General features: G+C 57.2%; 13 protein-coding genes. 9 read left to right on the top strand and 4 right to left on the bottom strand.

Annotated features, from left to right (window positions below; translation table 11 throughout):
* Positions 1 to 113: 113 nt before the first annotated feature.
* Together feoB and I6L47_RS05200 are read left to right on the top strand one after the other, a co-directional pair.
* Complete coding sequence (gene feoB / locus I6L47_RS05205) at positions 114 to 2,384, top strand: Fe(2+) transporter permease subunit FeoB (protein WP_216948824.1); 2,271 nt, start codon at positions 114 to 116, stop codon at positions 2,382 to 2,384.
* Complete coding sequence (locus tag I6L47_RS05200; protein WP_005350974.1) at positions 2,381 to 2,620, top strand: FeoC-like transcriptional regulator; 240 nt, start codon at positions 2,381 to 2,383, stop codon at positions 2,618 to 2,620. Before feoB ends, I6L47_RS05200 begins: the two co-directional genes overlap by 4 nt.
* A gap of 94 nt (positions 2,621 to 2,714) precedes the next feature.
* Here the strand turns inward: I6L47_RS05200 and I6L47_RS05195 are convergent, their stop codons facing one another.
* Together I6L47_RS05195 and I6L47_RS05190 are read right to left on the bottom strand one after the other, a co-directional pair.
* On the bottom strand, positions 2,715 to 3,365 hold the full coding sequence (locus tag I6L47_RS05195) for a DUF2913 family protein (protein ID WP_216948823.1): 651 nt from the start codon (positions 3,363 to 3,365) through the stop codon (positions 2,715 to 2,717).
* 98 nt (positions 3,366 to 3,463) lie between these two features.
* Positions 3,464 to 4,759, bottom strand: a complete 1,296-nt coding sequence (locus I6L47_RS05190; RefSeq protein ID WP_005337380.1) for a DEAD/DEAH box helicase — start codon at positions 4,757 to 4,759, stop codon at positions 3,464 to 3,466.
* A 286-nt stretch (positions 4,760 to 5,045) separates the two neighbouring features.
* Between I6L47_RS05190 and I6L47_RS05185 the strand changes: the two genes are divergently transcribed.
* Complete coding sequence (locus tag I6L47_RS05185) at positions 5,046 to 5,624, top strand: O-methyltransferase (protein WP_216948822.1); 579 nt, start codon at positions 5,046 to 5,048, stop codon at positions 5,622 to 5,624.
* A 79-nt stretch (positions 5,625 to 5,703) separates the two neighbouring features.
* On the opposite strand, the gene I6L47_RS05180 is transcribed toward I6L47_RS05185, so the two are convergent.
* A complete protein-coding gene (locus I6L47_RS05180) occupies positions 5,704 to 7,119 on the bottom strand; it encodes an FAD-dependent oxidoreductase (RefSeq protein WP_042056188.1) in 1,416 nt (471 codons plus the stop codon).
* A 12-nt stretch (positions 7,120 to 7,131) separates the two neighbouring features.
* Positions 7,132 to 11,589: a glutamate synthase large subunit gene (gene gltB / locus I6L47_RS05175; RefSeq protein WP_216948821.1), complete on the bottom strand. Its 4,458-nt coding sequence runs from the start codon at positions 11,587 to 11,589 to the stop codon at positions 7,132 to 7,134.
* A gap of 611 nt (positions 11,590 to 12,200) precedes the next feature.
* On the opposite strand from gltB, the gene I6L47_RS05170 reads away from it, so the two are divergent.
* The 6 genes from I6L47_RS05170 to I6L47_RS05145 all read left to right on the top strand — a co-directional run bounded on the left by I6L47_RS05170 (position 12,201) and on the right by I6L47_RS05145 (position 21,264).
* Positions 12,201 to 13,130, top strand: a complete 930-nt coding sequence (locus I6L47_RS05170) for a TIGR01212 family radical SAM protein (protein WP_216948820.1) — start codon at positions 12,201 to 12,203, stop codon at positions 13,128 to 13,130.
* A 377-nt stretch (positions 13,131 to 13,507) separates the two neighbouring features.
* Entirely contained in the window at positions 13,508 to 15,652 is a 2,145-nt protein-coding gene (locus I6L47_RS05165; RefSeq protein ID WP_216948819.1) for a type I secretion system permease/ATPase, read from the top strand.
* The gene (locus tag I6L47_RS05160) at positions 15,645 to 17,078 is read left to right on the top strand and encodes an HlyD family type I secretion periplasmic adaptor subunit (protein WP_005350982.1); all 1,434 of its coding nucleotides are present in this window, start codon (positions 15,645 to 15,647) and stop codon (positions 17,076 to 17,078) included. Before I6L47_RS05165 ends, I6L47_RS05160 begins: the two co-directional genes overlap by 8 nt.
* Before the next feature lie 37 nt (positions 17,079 to 17,115).
* Positions 17,116 to 18,441 carry a TolC family outer membrane protein gene (locus I6L47_RS05155; protein WP_043819337.1) on the top strand — a complete coding sequence of 442 codons (1,326 nt, stop codon included), beginning with the start codon at positions 17,116 to 17,118 and terminating at the stop codon, positions 18,439 to 18,441.
* Between the two features lie 135 nt (positions 18,442 to 18,576).
* Positions 18,577 to 19,335, top strand: coding sequence for a transglutaminase-like cysteine peptidase (locus tag I6L47_RS05150; RefSeq protein WP_254204855.1), 759 nt, complete (start codon positions 18,577 to 18,579; stop codon positions 19,333 to 19,335).
* A 3-nt stretch (positions 19,336 to 19,338) separates the two neighbouring features.
* Complete coding sequence (locus I6L47_RS05145) at positions 19,339 to 21,264, top strand: EAL domain-containing protein (RefSeq protein ID WP_216948818.1); 1,926 nt, start codon at positions 19,339 to 19,341, stop codon at positions 21,262 to 21,264.
* The last annotated feature ends 263 nt before the right edge of the window (positions 21,265 to 21,527 follow it).

Below are 21,527 nucleotides of genomic sequence, written 5' to 3'. Positions count from 1 at the left end.
CGCTCCGGTCAAGAAACGTCACCGGGAGCGGTTCAGAGACAAGAAGTCGAACCTGCAAAGCGGCTTGCCACACGCACGCGGCGGGTTCAGAAGAAAATAGAGGTAGAGCTGGTATGAATTATTCCCTGGTAACGGTAGGTAACCCCAATAGCGGCAAGACCTCCCTGTTCAACGCCCTGACCGGCGCCCGCCAGCAGGTAGGCAACTGGAGTGGTGTCACCGTCGACAAGAAGATGGGTGAGTTCAGCGCGGGTGAGCATCACTTCAAGCTGATGGATCTGCCCGGCATCTATAGCCTGGCCAGTCAGGATGGCAGTCTGGACGAGCAGATCGCCAGCCGCTTTGCCCAGGGCCAACAACCCGACCTGCTGCTCAACGTCATCGACGCCGCCAATCTGGAGCGCTCCCTCTACCTCACGCTGCAACTGCGCGAACTGGGCCTGCCCATGGTGGTGGTGCTCAACAAGCTGGATATCCTGCAAAAGCGCCGCATCGTCATCGACGAGAGCAAGCTCGGCAAATCCCTCGGCTGCCCGGTGGTGGCCCTCTCTGCCCACAACAGCAAGCAGGTTGCCGCCTTCAAGCAGCAGATCCGCCAGTTTATCGGTCAGCCGCAAGCCGCCTTGCAGCTCGATTACGGCCACGTGCTTGAAACCGATCTGGCGGAGCTGGAGACCCTGCTCGCCCCGCATCACCTCACTACCCGTGGCCGCGCCCTGCGCCTGCTGGAAGAGGATGCGGTGATGCAGGAGACCCTGCTGCCCGGTCAGCAGGCGGCCGCCGCCAATGTAGTGGCTCGCGCCCATCAGGGACAGGATATCGACCTGCAACTGGCGGATATTCGCTACGGCCATATCCACCAGTGGGTACAACAGGCTCGTCAGCAGAAGGGCAAGCTCACCGAGGCCCAGAGCGAGTGGCTGGATCGGGTGCTGCTCAATCGCTGGATTGGCATCCCCTTCTTCCTGTTTGTCATGTACCTGATGTTCCTGTTTGCCATCAACGTCGGCAGCGCCTTTATCGATTTCTTCGACATCATGGGCGGCGCCCTGTTTGTCGATGGGGTGCACCACCTGCTGGGACTGGTCAATGCCCCCGAGTGGCTGGGCGCCATTCTGGCTGATGGCTTCGGGGTCGGCTTGCAGACCGTCGCCACCTTTATTCCGGTGATTGGCTGCCTCTATCTGTTCCTCGCGGTGCTGGAGAGTTCAGGCTATCTGGCCCGTGCCGCCTTCGTGGTGGATGCCCTGATGCGCCGCCTCGGCCTGCCGGGCAAGGCGTTCGTGCCGATGCTGATGGGCTTTGGCTGTACCGTCCCCTCAGTGATGGCGACCCGTACCCTCAACTCCGAGCGGGAGCGGCTGATGACCTCCGCCATGGCCCCTTTCATGTCGTGCGGTGCCCGTCTGCCGGTTTACGCCCTGTTTGCGGTTGCTTTCTTCCCCGAGTCTGGCCAGAACCTGGTGTTCGGTCTCTACCTCATCGGCATTCTGGTGGCGGTGCTCACCGGCCTGTTGCTGCGCAGCACCCTGCTGCCGGGCAAGAGCGACTCCATGCTGATGGAGATGCCGGATTACGAGTGGCCGCGTCCGGTCAACGTTGCCATCAAGACCTGGCAGAAGCTCAAATCCTTCGTCTTTGGCGCCGGTAAAACCATCGTACTGGTGGTCGCCGTGCTGAGCGTGCTTAACTCCCTGGGTACCGATGGCAGCTTTGGCCATCAGGAGCAGGAGAGCTCGGTCCTGAGCAAAATCAGCCAGGCGGTGACCCCGGTGCTGCACCCCATAGGTGTACGCGATGACAACTGGCAGGCCACGGTCGGTATCGTCACCGGTATCTTCGCCAAAGAGGCAGTGGTCGGTACCCTCAACAGCCTCTACGCCGGTGGTGGTGGTGAAGAGGAGGAGAGCGAGTTCTCGCTGGTGGCCAGTTTCCACGAAGCGATCGATGCCGTGGCGGCCAATCTGGCGGAGATCAACCCGAGCGACCCCATGGGGCTTGATGTTGGCAACCTTGACGACCAGAAAGCTGCCGCCGAGGCGCAGGAGGTCGATGTCTCCACCTACGGCAACATGCAGACCCACTTCGACGGGGCGGCCGGTGCCTTTGCCTACCTATTGTTCGTGCTGCTCTACATGCCTTGCGCCGCCGCCATGGGCGCGCTGGTGCGGGAAACCGGTCGTCAGTGGGCGCTAATGACGGCGGTATGGTGCAACTATATGGCCTTTATGTGCGCGACCCTCTTCTATCAGGTCGCGACCTTTGCCGCTCACCCGGAGCAGAGCCTGTTCTGGATCGTCAGCTACGGCCTCTCTCTGGTACTGCTCTGGTGGGCCGGTCGCCGTCACGGTGACATCGTCGCCCGCAAGGTGGTGACCTTATGATCCTGCGCGAGCTGGGGGATTACCTCGCTGCGCAGCAGAAGGTGAGCCGGCGTGATCTGGCTCGCCACTTCCACACCTCGGAAGATGCGGTGGAGGCCATGCTCGGCGTCTGGATGCGCAAGGGGCGGGTCATCAAGCGTGAAAGCCGGGTCTGTGGTGGCAGTTGCTGCGGCAAGAGCGAGGAGGTGATGTTCGAGTGGTGTGACGCGGGTCAGATTGGCATCAAGATCCGCTAAACGACTACCCAACCTCATCATCAAACATCGAACAATAAAAAACGGCAGATCCTGCACAAGGGTCTGCCGTTTTTATTGTTGAAAACCGGCGGGATCAGGCGCTCTGGCGGGCCTCGCTCAGCAGTGCCAGCGCCGGTTGGGCGTTGTCCGGCATCAGCCGGTAGGCCTTGTGGTGTTTGATCAGGGTGGTCTTCTTGTTGCCCTGGCTCAGCAGCAGGCCGTGCTTGAAGGCCGCCTCGGCCAGCACCTTCTCGTCACCGCGCACATAGAGGGTGAGGGGTTTGACAAGCTCACCGTCCTCGATATGGCCTTCATATTCGCTATGGCTTACCACCAGACTCGGCTGACCGCCCGATTGCAGGCGCAGCTTGGCGTTCACTTCGCTCTCGGTCAGCACCAGCCAGCCTGCCGCTGAGAGCTCCTCCAGCAGGGCAGCCAGCTTGGCTCCCAATTGCTGCGGATTGGTCATGGCGCACTGGTATTGGAAGGCGATGCGCTCCAGCAATCCCTTGAGATCGGCGCCCGCACCCAGAGTGCGGCCAAGCTGCACCCAAGCTTTCAAATCTTCCATCACCAGACGGGAGAAGCGCTTCTCCTTGAGGGAGTCGGCCATCCAGGTGCAGAGAAAGTGGCTCTCTTGGGCTGGAGTGCGCTTGCCCGCCTTTTGTTCGGCGGTGCGGGCCAGTTCGGCCAGGCTCTGGGTGGCCATCTCGAGCAGGGCCTGATTGTAGGTCGGAGAGGTCATAAGCAATCCTTGAGTTGACCACCACAGGTCAACACCGATGACAGAGATAGCAAAGGCGCCAGTGGCGCCTTTGCGGTTCAATAGAGCAACTGCCCGCCTTATTTCGGCTGACGGGGCTTCTTGGCGGCGGCCAGACGCTTGAGGCGCTGACCCTGCAGCTTGGCTTCGGCCATCACCTGGGCTACGGCGTTATCTTCACGCTGCGGGCGCTTGCCGAAGCGACGACGCTCTTGCAGCTGTTTGATCAGCTCGTCACGGCTGCTCACCTCATAGCCCGGCACCATGATGCGACGGATCTTCTGGCCGATCAGGGCCTCGATCTCCAGCAGGGTGCGCTCCTCTTCACGGCTGACGAAGGAGATGGCCATGCCGCGCTTGCCGGCACGACCGGTACGGCCGATGCGGTGCACGTAATCTTCCGCCAGGAACGGCAGATCATAGTTGACCACGTATTCCAGATCCGGAATGTCCAGACCACGGGCGGCCACTTCGGTGGCGACCAGTACCCGTACCTTGCCTTCCATGAATTCGCGCAGGGCGCGGCGACGGTTGCCCTGGGCCTTCTCGCCATGGACAACGGCGGACTTGATGCCGTCGAGGTTCAGCTCCTCGACCAGCACATCACAGCTCTCGCGGGTACTGGCGAACACCAGCACCTGCTGCCAGTTCTGCTTGCCAATCAGCTCGGAGAGCAGCTCACGCTTGCGCTTCTGCTCGACCGGATAGACGGTGTGGCTGACGGTGTCGGCGGTGGAGTTCTGCTTGTTGACGCTGACGATCTGCGGTCTGTCCAGCATCAGGTTGGCCAGCTTCTTCACCGCGTCGGAGAAGGTGGCGGAGAAGAGCAGGTTTTGACGGGTCTTGTTGACCGCTTGCAGGATCTTCTGCACATCGGCACTGAAGCCCATGTCGAGGATGCGATCCGCTTCATCCATCACCAGACACTCGACGCCGGAGAGGCTGAGGTTGCAGGCGGTGAGGTGCTCCAGCAGACGGCCCGGGGTGGCCACAATGATGTGAGCGCCCGCTTTGAGCTTCTTGGCCTGCACGTCCTGCTTGCCACCGCCGACGATGGTGATGGTGGTGATATCGAGATACTTGGCGAAGTCATTGATGTTGCTCGCCACCTGAGCCGCCAACTCGCGGGTCGGGGTCAGGATCAGCACTCGGGCGTTGGAAGGCTGGACCGGCGCCGGATTGTCTACCAGACGCTGCAAGATGGGCAGGGCGAAGGCGGCGGTCTTGCCGGTACCGGTCTGGGCGCTGGCCAGCACATCGCGGCCACGGCGAATGGCCGGGATCGCTTGCTGCTGCACAGGGGTCATCTCCTGATAACCGCAATCTGAGACAGCACGCAAAATCTCGGGGGCAAAATCGAACGATTCAAATCTCATAATGGGTTCCTGTGTTCCAGCTGGGCTGTGTTTGGCTTGGTTAGCTCGGCATGAGCGAGACGGAGGTTGTAACCACCGACGGCTGCGCCTGACATCAAGTCAGAGAGTGAGCCGGAAAATGGCGGGCGCGAAGTGTAACAGATAGACGTCACAAATTCTGCCTCAAATGGTTGTCCTTTTCTCATCCTTTGTGGTGTGAATGGCGGTTGAAAGCAATCATTTGACTCCCAAATGCCAAGCTTAGATGCGTGGCTAATGGTTTTGGGCAAGGACGAAAGGGATATCGATGGAACTGGAACAGTTAAAACGCCAGCTGGAGCAGCTTGGCGAGCGCAATGACAGCATGCAGCAGGCCCGCCACCGCAAGCTGCTCAATATCACCCGCGACACGGGGGAGTTGCTGTCAGTGCTGGTGCAGACCCGTGGGGCGCAGGCGGTGCTGGAGATTGGCACCTCCAATGGTTACTCCACACTCTGGCTGGCAGAAGCTGTGCGTCGGCTGGAGGGGCACGTTACCACCATTGAGCTGGATGAGGATAAGCGTGTGCTGGCCCATGACAACTTTCAGAGGTCAGGGTTGGCCCCCTGGGTAACCTTGCTGGCAGGGGATGCGAGTGAGCTGTTATCGACCTTGCCGCAAGCCGGCTATCAGCTCATCTTCCTCGATTCGGATCGTCAGCACTACCGGGCATGGTGGCCGCAGATCCGCCGCCTGCTGGCACCCCGTGGCCTGCTGGTGGTTGATAACGCCATCTCCCATCGCAGCGAGATGGTGGAGTGGATGAACGAGGTCGCGCAGGATCCGGCCTTTGCCACCTCGCTGGTGCCGGTCGGCAAGGGGGAGTGGCTGGTGGTGCGTTTGTAGGAGGTGGATAGCTGCAAAAAATCAGCCCCGCATTGGCGGGGCTGAATGTGAAAGTGCATCAGGGGCTTGGTAGGTCGGATCAGACCGCCAGATAGTCCATGATCCCTTCGGCCGCTTTGCGCCCTTCGTAGATGGCGGTCACCACCAGATCGGAGCCGCGTACCGCGTCGCCACCGGCGAACACCTTGGGATTGCTGGTCTGGAAGGCATATTCCGCCTGCTCGCGGGCCTTGATGCGATCCCGGTTGTCGAGCTCGATGCCGAACTCCGCCATCCAGGGCTGGGGGTTAGGCTGGAAGCCAAACGCCATCACTACCGCATCGGCGGCCAACACCTGCTCGGAGCCCTCGATGACCACCGGATTGCGGCGGCCATTGGCATCGGGTTCACCCAGCTCGGTGCTCACCACCTTGATGCCGACGGTGCGGCCGTTGGCATCCAGCTCGACCGCCACCGGCTGCAGGTTGAACATGAATTCAACCCCCTCTTCGCGGGCGTTTTTCACCTCCCGCTTGGAGCCCGGCATGTTCTCCTCGTCGCGGCGATAGGCGCAGATCACCTTGTCAGCCCCCTGACGGATGGCGGTACGTACACAGTCCATGGCGGTATCGCCGCCGCCCAGCACCACCACCTGCTTGCCGGCGAAGTCGATGTAGTCGGCTTGCGCCTTCTCGAACCCCAGCAAGCGGTTGGCGTTGGCGATGAGGTAGGGCAGGGCGTCATAGACTCCCGGCGCCTCTTCGTTGGCAAAGCCGCCCTTCATGTACTTGTAGGTACCGACCCCGAGGAAGACCGCATCGAACTCGCCGAGCAGGTCGGCGAAGGTGATGTCCTTGCCCACCTCGGTCTCGAGACGAAACTCCACGCCCATCCCCTGGAAGATCTCGCGGCGACGCTGCATCACCTCTTTTTCCAGCTTGAAGGAGGGGATACCGAAAGTGAGCAGGCCACCGATCTCCGGATACTTGTCAAACACCACCGGGGTGACGCCGTTGCGTGCCAGCACATCGGCACAGGCGAGACCCGCTGGGCCGGCGCCGATGACGGCGACCCGCTTGCCGGTCTTGACCACGTTCGAGAGATCGGGCTTCCAGCCCATCTCGAACGCCTTGTCGGTGATGTATTTTTCGATGTTGCCGATGGTCACCGCGCCGAAGCGATCGTTGAGGGTGCAGGAGCCCTCGCACAGACGATCCTGCGGGCAGACCCGACCGCACACTTCCGGCAGGCTGTTGGTCTGGTGGGAGAGCTCCACCGCCTCCAGAATGCGCCCCTCTTTGGCCAGTTTCAGCCAGTTGGGGATGTAGTTGTGAACCGGACACTTCCACTCGCAGTAGGGGTTGCCGCACTCGAGGCAGCGATCCGCCTGCATCTGTACCTGCGGCTGATTGAAGGACTCGTAGATCTCCACAAACTGGATTTTGCGGATCTTGAGCGGCTTCTTGGGCGGGTCAACCCGCTGGACATCGATAAACTGAAATACGTTCTGGCTCATAGGGTTCCCTCCTTATTGCGCCTGGATTCTGAGTTCTGCACTGGAACGGCTGGTGTGACCCAGCAGCGATTTCACGTCGCTGGACTTGGGTTTGATCAGCCTGAACTTGGGCACATAGGAGTCGAAGTTGGCCAGGATCTCCTCGGCGCGCGAGCTGCCGGTCTCATTGAGGTGCGCCGTGATGATGCCGCGCAGGTGCTCCTGATGGATGGCGAGATCCGCCACGTCCAGCAGTTCCACCAGCTCGGGGTTGGTGCGCTTGGCGAAGTTGCCGCACTCGTCGAGCACGTAGGCAAAGCCGCCGGTCATGCCTGCCGCGAAGTTGACGCCGGTCTGACCGAGCACGGTGACGATGCCGCCGGTCATGTATTCACAACCGTTGTCGCCAATTCCCTCGACTACCGCCAGGGCGCCGGAATTGCGCACCGCGAAACGCTCGCCGGCAGTGCCTGCGGCGTAGAGTTTGCCGCCGGTGGCACCGTAGAGGCAGGTGTTGCCGATGATGGCAGCTTCATGGGACTTGAACGCCACGCCGACATGGGGCTTGATCACCAGCTTGCCGCCGGTCATCCCCTTGCCCACATAGTCGTTGGCGTCACCGGTGAGGATCATCTCAAGGCCACCCGCGTTCCAGACGCCGAAGCTCTGGCCTGCGGTGCCGTTGAAGTGCACCTTGACCGGATCGGCCGCCATCCCCTGGTTGCCGTGCCGTTTGACGATTTCGCCGGACAGACGCGCACCCACCGAGCGGTCGGTGTTGCGAATTTCGTAGCGGAACTCGCCGCCGCTTGAGGTTTCCACCGCCTCCAGCAGATCCTCCACCATTTTCAGGTTGAGCGGCCCCTTGTCGAAGGTTGGGTTGTGCTGCTGGCTGAACAGGCTGGAACCTGCCGGTGCCACCGGACGGGCCAGAATACCGGAGAGATCCAGCTTGGCCTGACGGGCGGTGAGGCCGGGCAGGGCTTCCAGCAGATCGGTGCGGCCAATCAGGTCGGTCAGCTGGGTGACGCCAAGCTGGGCCATCAGCTCGCGGGTCTCCTCGGCGATGAACTTGAAGTAGTTCATCACCATCTCCGGCAGGCCGGTGAAGTGCTCGCGACGCAGCTTCTCATCCTGAGTGGCAACGCCGGTGGCGCAGTTGTTCAGGTGGCAAATACGCAGGTATTTGCAACCGAGTGCCACCATGGGGCCTGTGCCAAAACCGAAGCTCTCGGCGCCGAGGATGGCCGCCTTGATGATGTCGAGACCGGTCTTGAGACCACCATCCACCTGCAGCCGCACCTTGTGGCGCAGACCGTTGGCGACCAGCGCCTGCTGGGTTTCAGCCAGACCCAGTTCCCACGGGGAGCCGGCATATTTGACCGAGGTAAGGGGGCTCGCGCCAGTGCCGCCGTCATAACCGGAGATGGTGATGAAGTCGGCATAGGCCTTGGCCACGCCGCAGGCGATGGTGCCGACGCCAGGCTCGGAGACCAGTTTCACCGACACCAGACAGCTCGGGTTGATCTGCTTGATGTCGAAGATGAGCTGGGCCAGATCCTCGATGGAGTAGATGTCGTGGTGCGGCGGCGGCGAGATCAGGGTCACGCCGGGCACGGAATAACGCAGCTGGGCGATCTGGGCGGTGACCTTGTCACCGGGCAGTTGGCCACCTTCGCCGGGCTTGGCACCCTGCGCCACCTTGATCTGCACTACATCGGCGTTCATCAGGTAGTGGGGGGTGACACCGAATCGGCCGGAAGCCACCTGCTTGATGCGGGAGTTTTTCTCGGTACCGAAGCGCTTGGGATCTTCGCCGCCTTCGCCGGAGTTGCTTTGACCGCCGAGGCGGTTCATGGCAACAGCCAGCGCCTCGTGGGCCTCAGGGCCGAGGGCGCCGATGGACATGGCGGCGGAGTCGAAGCGGGGGAACAGCTTGTCGGCTGGCTCAACCTGATCCAGCGCGACCGGATTGTCGACCTTCTTCAGGGCAAGCAGATCGCGCAGGGTGGCAACCGGGCGCTCGTTCACCAGGCGGGCGTACTCTTTGTAATCGGCATAGTTGCCGGAGCGCACCGCGGTTTGCAGGGTCTGTACCACGTCCGGGTTGTAGGTGTGGTACTCGCCGCCGTGGACGAACTTGAGCAGGCCGCCATGGGGGAGGGGCTTGCGCACCAGCCAGGCCTGACGGGCCAGATTGTGCTGATCCTGCTGGATATCGGCAAAATCGGCACCCTGAATACGGCTCGATACGCCGCGGAAGCAGGTATCGACCACGGCTTTGGCAAGACCCACCGCTTCGAACAGTTGGGAGCAGCGGTAGCTGGCGACCGTGCTGATGCCCATCTTGGACATCACCTTGTAGAGCCCCTTGTTGATGCCGTTGCGGTAGTTGACCATGGCCTGGCGCAGGGACATGGTGAGCACGCTCTCTTCAACCTGTTTGGCCAGGGTTTCGTAGGCGAGATAGGGGTAGATGGCGGTCGCGCCAAAGCCCAGCAGCACCGAGAAGTGGTGCGGATCGCGGCAGCTTGCAGTCTCCACCAGAATGTTGGCGTCGCAGCGCAGGTTGTTGTCCACCAGAGTACGCTGCACCGCACCCACCGCCATGGCGGCCGGGATCGGCAGGGTGTCGGCGCTGATATCGCGATCAGACAGCACCAGCAGCACGGTGCCACTCTTTGCGGCGGTTTTTGCCTCCTCGCAGATGCGCACGATGGCCGCTTCCAGCCCCTCTTCGGGCTTGAAGTTGAGGCTGATCACCTTGTGCCGGTAGTACTCTCCCTCCAGTGCCAGCAGCTGGTGGAAATCGGAGTAGAGCAGGATCGGTGACTGGAACAGCACCCGGTGGGCGTGGCCGAAGGTCTCGTTGAAGACGTTCTGCTCGCGACCGATACAGGTGGCCAGTGACATCACGTGGTTTTCCCGCAGCGGATCGATGGGCGGGTTGGTCACCTGGGCAAACATCTGGCGGAAGTAGTCATAGAGGGTACGCGGGCCGGAGGAGAGCACCGCCATCGGGGTATCATCCCCCATGGAGCCCACCGCTTCCTGACCATTTTCACCGAGAACCCGGATGATCTGATCCAGCTCCTCGAAGGAGTAGCCAAACAACTTCTGATAGGTTTTCAGCTGGTCATCGGAGAACTCGCGGCTACCGGTCTGGCTGTCGTCCATCTGCTCGAAGGGGACCAGTCGGCGGCAATGTTTGTCCATCCACTGTTTGTAGGTGTGGCGGGTCTTGAGATCGTCATCGATCTCGAAGCTGGTCCACACCTTGCCGTTGCTGGTATCCACCACGAACAGCTCGCCCGGGCCGACCCGGCCCTTCTCCAGCACTTCGTCCGGGGTGTAGTCCCAGGTGCCAACTTCGGAGGCGAGGGTGATGAACTTGTCCTTGGTGATGACGTAGCGGGCCGGACGCAGGCCGTTGCGATCTAGTGCGCAGGTGGCGTAGCGGCCGTCGGTCATGACGATACCGGCGGGGCCGTCCCACGGCTCCATGTGCATGGAGTTGAAGTCGTAGAAGGCGCGCAGGTCGTCATCCATGTTCGGATGTTTTTGCCATGCTGGCGGGATCAACAGGCGCATGGCGCGGAACAGGTCCATGCCACCGGCGAGGAAGAGATCCAGCATGTTGTCGAGACTGGAGGAATCCGACCCCGTGGTGTTGACGAAGGGAGCCGCTTCCTGCAAATCGGGAATGAGCGGCGTCGCAAACTTGTAACTGCGTGCCTTGGCCCACTGGCGGTTGCCGGCGATGGTGTTGATCTCGCCGTTGTGGGCCAGATAGCGGAACGGCTGGGCCAGCGGCCAGCGCGGGCTGGTGTTGGTGGAGAAACGCTGGTGGAAGACGCAGATGGCCGCCTGCATACGGATGTCGGCGAGATCCAGATAGAAGCGCGGCAAGTCCACCGGCATGCACAGCCCTTTATAGACGGTGACCAGGTTGGAGAGGCTGACCACATAGAAGTAGTCGTCGTTGACGCGCTTTTCGATGCGGCGGCGCACGATATAGAGACGGCGTTCGAGATCCTTGTCGACCCAGCCGGGCGGGGCGTTGACAAAGACCTGTTCAATGCTGGGCAGGGAGGCTTTGGCGATGGTACCGAGTACGTTGGTATCGACGGGCACCTTGCGCCAGCCGACCAGACTCAGGGTCTCTTTTTCCAGCTCTTCGTCGATGATGTCGCGGGTCTGCTGGGCCAATACGGGGTCAGGGTTGAGAAACAGCATGCCGACCGCATAGTTGCGGCCAAGGTGCCATCCCTTCTCCTCGGCGACAGCTCTGAAGAAGCTGTCCGGTTTTTGCAGCAGCAGACCGCAACCATCGCCGGTCTTGCCATCGGCGGAGATCCCGCCGCGGTGCTGCATGCGAGCCAATGCTGACATCGCGAGACGGACAAGCTTGTGGCTGGCTTCCCCTTCCATGTGGGCCAACAGGCCGAAGCCACAGTTATCCCTCTCCAGCTTTGGATCATATAGTGACATTGCATTTCTCCCTTGCTCGGCCTTGTATCGCACAGTCATCACCTGACTGCATAAATTGCGATTGGCTCTTGTGGTTCCGTCTGCCTGACGTGGCGAATCTCCAAACTAATGGGATTTTCTGGCGAGGTCAATCGCAGGTCAGGTTTGTCTTCATGGTTACATTCGCATAACAAAATGTCGGGTTAGGGGGATTCGCTCGCAGTTATGGAGTGTTTATTCTGTGTAGTTTGATTTTGTTGGTTAAATATATCGCCATTGGCGGGCTCAATGGTGCGCTCGGCGACGATGGGCGAATGTAGTAATTTTACCAACCCGATGTGGCCGACAGCGGAAGGGATCACATTTTCAATATCCCATGCTTGCAATTGTGTGCTGTCGGGTCTCTTTGGATTTTTCATTGTTCAACAGTGGGTTATCAGGTCTCATTTTCATATGGATGTTTACTGTTTGAATCGTCAAAGAACTGTAAAAATCCTTTTTTTGCGCTTTTTCTCTATATTTATTCAAAATTGGTCGGGTATTTATATGTTTTACCCTCTCCGCTAGCTTGATCCAGCTCAGCCCCTGTTTTGCGCAAGCTCGTACAATGGCGCTCCTTTAGCGGAGGTGTCATGCAGTTACACGAACTCGTCAATACATTCGGTCAGGATCTCAAGCAGCGTCATGGTCAGAAGATCCACAAACTCTCCATCCACGGGGCCTTCACCTGCCCGAACCGTGACGGCACCCTGGGCCGTGGTGGCTGCACCTTCTGCAACGTATCCTCTTTTGCTGACGAGTCGGCTCAGCAACTCTCCGTGATGCAACAACTGCTGGCTCGCCGGGACGAAGTCACCCGTGCCAAGCGCTATCTTGCCTACTTTCAGGCCTATACCAGTACCTATGCCGAAGTCGAATATCTGCAGCGGATGTATGAAGAGGCGCTGTCAGTGAGCGATATGGTGGGGCTCTGTGTGGGCACTCGTCCCGATTGCGTGCCGGATGCGGTGCTGGATCTGTTGGCGGGCTATCAGGCCCGGGGTTACGAGGTGTGGCTGGAGCTCGGGCTGCAAAGTGCCAATGACAAGACCCTGCAACGGATCAACCGCGGCCATGGTTATGCCGCCTATGAAGATGCAGTAAGACGTGCCCATCAGCGCGGCATCAAGGTATGTGCTCATCTGATCGTCGGCCTGCCAGGCGAAGTGCCGATGGACAGCCTCGATACCCTGCATCGCATCGTTGAGACCGGTGTTGAGGGGATCAAGTTGCATCCGCTTCATGTTGTTGAGGGTAGTACTCTGGGCAAAGCGTGGCAGGCGGGTCGGCTTGAGGTATTGACGCTGGAGCAGTATGTGGAAGCGGCCGTTGCCATGATCCAGCACACGCCGCCCGAGGTGGTGTATCACCGGATTTCGGCCTCCGCGCGCCGTCCAACCCTGTTGGCGCCAGCCTGGTGTGAAAATCGCTGGACGGCCATGGCGGACATTGCCAAAGCACTCTCATTGAATGGCCCGCAAGGTCACGCGTTGGGCAGACCCTTCATACTTCCTGACCTATAATTGAGCGCCAGATTATTATTTTCACGTAAAACATAGGGTTATATAAAAAACTTCATACCCTAAACTATAGTTTTGGTACGTGCCGGTTGATATAGTGGTGCGCCATAATAAATGTCATTATCAATTAACTCCGACATTCACCCTGATTGCAGTGTTAGCATGGTGTTGATGAGCCGATTATTTTTACCAATAACGAATCATGCCGCCATTGCTGCTGTGCCGGGAAATTGGCGATGAGTGTCGCGATCTATCTGGACAGGTTTATCCCCTGATCAGTCTCATCAGCGGGAAGGCCACTCGGTTTTAGCGTGGCTACAGCAGGGAAATATGAGCGATGAACGCTCTTATCTACCTCATTTATGCAGTGACAGGATGCTATGCAAGCAGAAACAAGTCGTATTGATGAGTTATTGGAGTGTCTGGTCTTCTTGACCCGTTTTTATGGTGTGCCCAACAGTCAGGATGCCCTGACGACCGGGTTGCCACTGGTCTCCGGACGCCTGACTACCGCACTCTTTTGCCGTGCTGCCGAGCGTGGCGGGTTATCCGCCCGTGAAGTGATCCAGCCACTGGCTGATATCTCTCCCTTGCTGCTGCCTTGTGTATTGCAGATGCGCAGTGGTGGCGCCTGCATTTTGCTGGAGTGGAACGAAGATCGCAGCCAGGGGAAAGTGATTTTCCCGCAGGCCGGTGATGCCGCGCAATGGCTGACCGCAGCCCAGTTGGGTGATGAGTATCTGGGACGCCTCTTCTACGTGAAGAAGCAGTTCAAGTTTGACGAACGCTCGCCCAAGGTGCTGGAAACCCGTGATGGCCACTGGTTCTGGAGCACCTTGTTCGAATCCCGCGGCATCTATCGCGATGTGCTGATCGCCTCCATTCTGATCAACCTGTTTGCCATCGCCAGCCCTCTTTTCACCATGAACGTCTATGACAAGATTGTGCCCAATCTGGCGTTTGATTCGCTCTGGGTGCTGGCGGTCGGGGCCATGGTGGTCTTTACCTTCGATTTTGTGATGCGGCAGTTGCGCAGTTACTTTATTGATATCGCTGGCAAAAAGTCTGATGTGTTACTGTCCGCCAAAATTTTCGCCAAGGTGATGGGCATGAGGATGGAGTCTCGTCCCGCTTCCACTGGCGCGTTCGCCAAACATCTGCAGGAATTTGAATCGGTGCGGGAGTTTTTCACCTCCGCAACGGTTTCTACTCTTATCGATCTCCCTTTTGCCGTCTTCTTCCTTTTTATTATCTGGATGTTTGCAGGCGTAATGGTGGTGGTTCCCATCGTCGCCATGCTGATCCTCATCGCCTACAGCTTATATATTCAAGAGCCCCTCAAGCAGTCCATCGAAGAGGGTTCACGCCTTGCGTCCCAGAAGAACGCCAACCTGATTGAAAGTATTTCCGGGCTGGAAACCGTCAAGATTTTCGGCGCCGAGAGCATGTTCCAGCATCGCTGGGAGCAGGCCGTCTCCCATATTTCCACCTGGGGCGTACAGACCCGCCGCATTACCAACTCCATGTCCTCGCTGGCCAGCTATATCCAGCAGGTGGTGACGGTCGGTCTGGTGATCGTCGGTGTTTACCAGATCTCCGAAGGTTTGGTCACCATGGGGGGCATGATTGCCGCCGTGATGCTCTCCAGCCGCGCCATTGCGCCCATGGTGCAGCTCTCCGTATTGTCGACCCGTTATAACCAGGCCAAGTCAGCTCTGGATATTCTGGAAAAAATCATGCAAACCCCGGGTGAGCAGGAGGAGGGCAAGCAATATATCCATCATCCGGTGATTGCCGGTCGAATTGAATTCGAGAATGTCTCCTTCAAATATCCGGGAATGGAAACCAGCACCCTGCACAATATCAATTTGCGCATTCAGCCGGGCGAAAAGGTGGCGATTATCGGCCGGATTGGGGCGGGTAAAACGACCCTCGAGAAGCTGTTGATGGGACTGTATCGACCGACCGATGGTTCGGTACGTATCGACGGTTTTGAACTTGATCAACTGCCGCCTGCGGTGATCCGTCGCAATATCGGTTGTGTTCCGCAAGATGTCATTCTCTTTTTTGGATCGGTGCGGGACAACATCATGCTGGGTAATCCGCTGGTGGATGATGTGAGAGTCTTGCGTGCAGCCAAGCGGGCGGGTGTCACCAACTTTACCAACCGGGATCCTAACGGGCTAGATCGGCAGATAGGCGAGGGTGGCCGTCAGCTATCCGGTGGCCAGCGTCAGTCGATCCTGCTGGCACGCGCCCTGCTCAATGATCCCCCCATTCTGGTGATGGATGAGCCGACCTCCAACATGGACAACCAGTCCGAGATGCAGGTTAAGCAAGAGCTCGCCAGACTGGGCCCGGAAACCACATTGATCCTCATCACTCACAAAACCTCGATGCTGGATGTGGCATCGCGAGTGATCGTCATCGAGCAGGGGCAGATCGTTGCTGATGGCCCCAAAGAGGTGGTGTTACAGCAGTTGAAGGAAGGCAAGGTGCGCGTGCAGGAGGTGTCCCATGGTTAAGGGGCTCATGGACTGGTTCAAGCGCAGCAAAAAGACGCCTTCCGGCGAGGTATTGCCAGCACCCGAGCATTTGGAGTTTGTCGATGACGGCGCGGCAGCTGTACTGCTGACCACGCCGACCGGAGCTCGCATCCTGTTGTGGTGCTGTTTCCTCTTTTTCATGAGTGCCATCGTCTGGGCGGCCTGGGCCGAACTGGATGAAGTCACCGTGGGTCAGGGCAAAGTTATTCCGTCCCGTCAGCTGCAGGTGATCCAGAACCTGGAAGGGGGGATCGTCAAAGAGATCTTCGTCAAAGAGGGGGACATCGTCGAAAAGGGGCAGCCGCTGCTGCGTATTGATGACACCCGTTTCCGCTCCGACTTTAGAGAACGGGAGCAAGAGGTCGTCACCCTCAAGGGGGATGTGGCCCGTCTGCGCGCCGAGATGGCCAGCGTCGAGGTGAAAAACGACCCGGCACTGGGGTGGCGTGAGCAGGTCGTGGTAGGCGAAGCGCCAATCCAGTTTCCCGATGGTTATGAAACCGTCTTTGCCGAATACGCACACCGTGAGCGGTCTGTACAGCGGGATCGCCTCAATAACCTGAAAAACCAGCTCTATATTCTTGGTCAGCAAATCGAACAGAAAGAGCAGGAGCTGATTGAACTAAATGCCAAGATCCGCACCGTGAATCGCAGTGTTGATTTGGCCAGACAGGAACTGAATATTAGCCGTCCGTTGGCGAAAGAAGGTATAGTGCCTCAAGTGGAGCTAATTAAGCTGGAGCGGCAGGTCAACGAGATGCAGGGGGAGCTGGAGAGCAACCGTCTGCTGATCCCAAAACTCAATTCGGTACTGCGTGAGACCATCTCCAAGCGTAATGATATTGCGCTGAAGTTCAGAGCTGACTCCCAGACTGAACTGAATGAGAAACAGGGGCGGCTTGGCCAGTTGTCAGAAGGGCAGGTTGGCTTGCGAGACAGGGTCGACCGGACCAGCGTGATTGCTCCGCTCAAGGGCACCATCAAGAAACTCAAGATCAACACCCTGGGCGGCGTGGTTCAGCCCGGCATGGATTTGATGGAGATTGTGCCGCTTGAGGATACCTTGCTGGTAGAAGCCAAGGTGTCACCGAAAGATATCGCCTTCCTGCGACCGGGGCTGGATGCCATCGTCAAAATTACTGCCTACGACTTTACAATCTATGGAGGATTGCATGGCAAGGTTGAACAGATAAGTGCGGATTCGATCCAGGATGAGGAGGGGAACTCCTTTTATCTGGTTCGGGTTCGAACAGAGAAGAGTTACTTGGGCGATGAGCTTAACGCACTTCCCATCATCCCCGGTATGTTAGCCAGTGCTGATATCATTACTGGTAAAAAAAGTGTCCTAGACTATTTGCTTAAGCCGATTTTACGGGCAAAGCAGTCGGCACTGAGAGAACGATAAGCCAACAATCTAAAAACAAAACATGACTGGAGATAACATGAAAAAAACGATTGTTGCCATGCTGGTCAGTGGCTGCATCCTGATCCCGAGTTTGGGTCAGGCCCAGACTCTGGAAGAGTCGGTGGCACAGACACTTGCTACGCATCCCAAGATAAAGGAAGCGTTTGATCTGTATCAGGCACGACTCTATCAGCATGATGGAGCCAAGGGTGGCTATTATCCTACGATCGATCTGCGTGGCGGCGTAGGCTATGAAAAAACTGACAGCCCTTCTACCCGCGCTGCCAGCGCCAACAGCAATATTGATGATTCCATGACTCGCAAAGAGGCTGGACTCAGTCTGCGACAAATGTTGTTTGATGGCTTTGATGTCAGCAACAACGTCTCCAGAACCGAAGCTGAAGCCAATGCCCAGCGTCTGGCGATGATCTCCGAAGCAGAAAACACCGCGCTGCGGGTGGCTGAGGTCTACCTCAATATGCTGCGCCAGCAGGAGATCCTGGAACTCTCCAAACAGAACCTGGAAACCCACGAACAGATCCGCAGCGACATCAGCAAGCGGACTGATTCAGGGCTTGGCTCTACTGCGGATCAGACCCAGATTGAAGGTCGTGTTGCCCGGGCCTATTCAAATCAGGCCGCTGCTGAAAACAACTATCGCGACGCAGAGAGTGAATTTATTCGTGTCGTGAACGAGGTACCAAAAGATCTGGTACAGCCGGTTCCCAATACCGAGCTTATCCCGGCTAGCCTCGATAGTGCGCTGAAAACGGCGACCGAAGTCCACCCGACCCTGCTCTCTTCACTGCAGGATATTGAAGCGGCCAAGTATCAACATGAAGGTGCCAAATCCGGTTTCTACCCCAATGTGACATTCGAGGTCGATCAGAACTGGAATGAGGATATCGATGCGGTCAAAGGGCGCAACGATGATCTGACCGCAATGGTGCGGATGCGTTACAACCTGTTCCGTGGCGGTTCTGATGTTGCAGAGAGCAATGCAACATCGGCGCTCTACTCTCAGGCGAAAGACATTCATTTGAATGCGTTCCGCCAAGTAGAGGAAGGCACTCGTCTGGCCTGGAACGCGAAAGAGTCGCTGGCCAAGCAAAAGACCTTCCTGAAAGAGCATGTTGACGCCAGCTATGACACCGTACAGGCGTACAAGAAGCAGTTTGGGTTGGGTCAACGGACATTGCTGGACGTATTGAACACCGAGAACGAACTGTTCGAGGCACGTCGCAGCTATATCACTGCCGAGTATGATGCACTGCTGGCGGACTATCGCATTCTCAACGCGACAGGCAGTCTGCTCAATGCATTTAGCGTCAAACAACCCGCTGAATGGCAGGCCAGGCAATAACCGTTTGTTCATGATCCCGTAGGGATCATGAACGCCAACATGGTGACTGCTGCTGGCAGTCACCATGTTTGGCTAACGCAGGTTGTTGTACGAGCTTTGAGGAGTGCAGCAGTAATAATGCAGCAGGAATATGACGTGACACTCCAGCGTGGTACCGGTAGCAGTAGCAGATGGTGTTATCTTCTCAATGAATGGAGATACCGATCGCTACGCGCTTTGCGCCACTCCTTATGGATCCTGCTGTTACCCTTCTCACTTCTGCTCTGTGCCAGTCAGCCTCTGCCACAGGAAGATCTCAACTTGATCAAACGGGCGGAGCAGACCTATGGCGCCAGAGCCGGCAAGCGTGTAACCAGTTGGCGTATGCTGGTCATGGAGACGAAGGGCAGGGCCCTTAGCGAAGAAAAAAAGCTTGAGCGGGTAAATAATTTTTTCAATCGGATGCGTTTTATTGACGATATCAAGTTGTGGCGCAAAAAGGATTATTGGGCAACCCCGCTAGAATTTTTGGGAGCCGCTGGGGGAGATTGTGAGGATTTCAGTATCGCCAAATACTCTACGCTGCTCGAACTTGGGATCCCGGATGATAAAATGCGGATGGTGTACGTAAAGGCTCTTGATTACAACCAGTTTCACATGGTGGTGGCATATTATGAGACACCCTCTTCCGTTCCGGTTATTTTGGATAATTTGATAGGCTCGATTCGCCCTGCCACACAGCGGCGTGATCTGGTGCCTATTTACAGTTTTAATGGTAGTCACTTGTGGTTGATGAAGGCACGAGGCCAAGGGGAACTGGCTGGTCAATCATCCCGCTTGGGATTATGGAATGATTTACGCAATCGCATGACCTCGGGGCGATTGGCTCGGCCAGTGGTGAATTTGGATGATTAACCTATGACGCTCTATCGACAGTTATTAGCCACCATGCTGCTGCTGTTTGGATTGTTATTTGCGGCCACATACTGGGTGCAATTCAATTCAACCCGCACTTATCTTGCGCAGCAACAGGAAACAACGGTCATCAATACGGCAACCTCGCTGGGGCTTGCGCTCACCCCCTATCTGGAAAACGGTGACAAGGTCGGTGCCGAGTCGGTGATCCAGGCCATTTTTGATGGTGGCTATTATCGATTGGTTCGCTTGGATTTACTGGCATCAAAGGATGTCATCGAGCAGGAAAATACCAACAATATTCAGGGGGTACCGCGGTGGTTTGTAAATTTGGGACTGTTTCCTGAGGTGTCCAACGAGTCCATTCTGACGTCTGGCTGGTTGCAGCTTGGAAAATTAAAAGTAGTGGGTCACCCCGGTCAGGCTTATTACGAGTTGTGGCGGGGGATGAGCGAGCTGGCGAGCTGGTTTCTGGTCGGCTTTTTGATCACCACCATTTTGTTGATGAGAGCACTCAACTACTTGCTCAAGCCACTCAAACAGATCTGTGATCAAGCCGTCGAGATCGAGCTGCACCATTTCGGTCATACGATCCCGGAGCCTAAAACCCATGAATTGAAGCAGGTCGTTCAGGCGATCAACACCCTCTCAAGCAAGTTGGCGTTGCAGTTCAAAGAGCAAGCCGATGAGGCCGAGAAATTGCGCGAGCGGGTTTATGTCGATGCCGTATCGGGGCTTGGCAACCGAGCCTATTTTGTGGGTCAGGTAAACGCATGGATCGCGGAGGCTGGACAAGGTGGCGTTATGCTGGTTGCGGTCGACATGCTGGATGATATCTATCGCGATGAAGGCTTTGCTGCCCGTGACAACATGGTCAAATCGATAGCTCAGGCTTTGAAAGAGCAATTAAAAGGGTGGGATGGCGCAGCCTTGGCACGGATCTCCGCGACGGAATATGCGCTGCTCTGTCCAACTGACGATCTGACTCAGCTAAAAGAGCTGGCTGAAGTGATTAATAGCCGCATTGCAGATCTGGTGGTGAATCCAATGGGCGAAGGGGATGCGCTCTCCGTCATTGGTATTGCCGGTCGTGATGGCAATGATGATCTCTCTGCCTTGTTGACCAAAGCCGATAATGCGCTTGGCAAGGCGCGCAATGAACGCCGTGGTGCTGTGGTGATGGAAGGGGGTACCGAGCAAGCTTTGATGGGGCGTTTGGCCTGGCGAGATCTGGTACAAGATGCAATTTCACGACAACTTTGGCGCTTCAAAGCTCAACCAGCTTGCCGGTTTGATAATGGAGCAAGATTGCATGCCGAGCTGTTTGCTTCTATCTCTCGGGATGGCACAGATTATTTTGCCGGTCAGTTCTTGCCCGCAATTGAACAGTTCAAATTGGGTGGCGAGTTTGACCAAGCGGTGCTTGATGCTTGCGTTCCATTACTGCAAAAACAGTCTGATCTGGTACTGGCGATCAACATCACTGCTGGCTCGCTCTGCTCGGATGAATTTTTAACCTGGCTGACGCGCTATCTGACCGAGCATGCAGAGCTCAAAGAGCGGTTGTTATTTGAAATACCTGAAGCTGCCATCATGAAACATAAAGACAACGTGGCTGCGTTGGTTAGCACCTTGCAAGCTCATGGTTTCCAGTGGGGGGTTGACCACTATGGTCGTCACTTCCAGTCTCTGGGCTATCTGGAGGAGTTGTCGCCAGCTTATGTCAAGGTCGATCACGGTTATACCAGTCAGGTCATGGAGCCGGGGGCAGACACCTCATTCCTGGCTGCAGTATGTCGCGCTGCGCACAATGCCGATGTGACGACCATTGCAACCCGAGTCGAAGATCAACATCAAGTGGAACTGCTTTCCAAGTTGCATATCGATGGTTATCAGGGATTTGTTCATCCCGCCTTCCCATTGTCTTGAATTAAATGCTGGAAATGGCCCCGATAGGGGCCTTTTTTATACCGGTCACTTCACTTTTCGCCATTTTTCTATAACCAACTCAAGGTCAGCCTTGAATGGGGCTGTGTCTAGGGTTCTGATTTGTATTAAGAAATTCCAACTCTTCGATTTTTTTCCGTCCATTTGTTGAATTCCTCTCGAACGTACGCTTTTTTGCAACGGAACAGCGCGCTATCTCCTTCTACGGTGTAGACATCAAGATCTGTCACCTTGGAGCAATGGAT

Source organism: Aeromonas sp. FDAARGOS 1417 (assembly GCF_019046985.1).
Lineage (GTDB): Bacteria > Pseudomonadota > Gammaproteobacteria > Enterobacterales > Aeromonadaceae > Aeromonas > Aeromonas veronii.
Note: the sequence above shows the minus strand (reverse complement) of the source record. Positions and strands in the feature narration are given on the sequence as shown.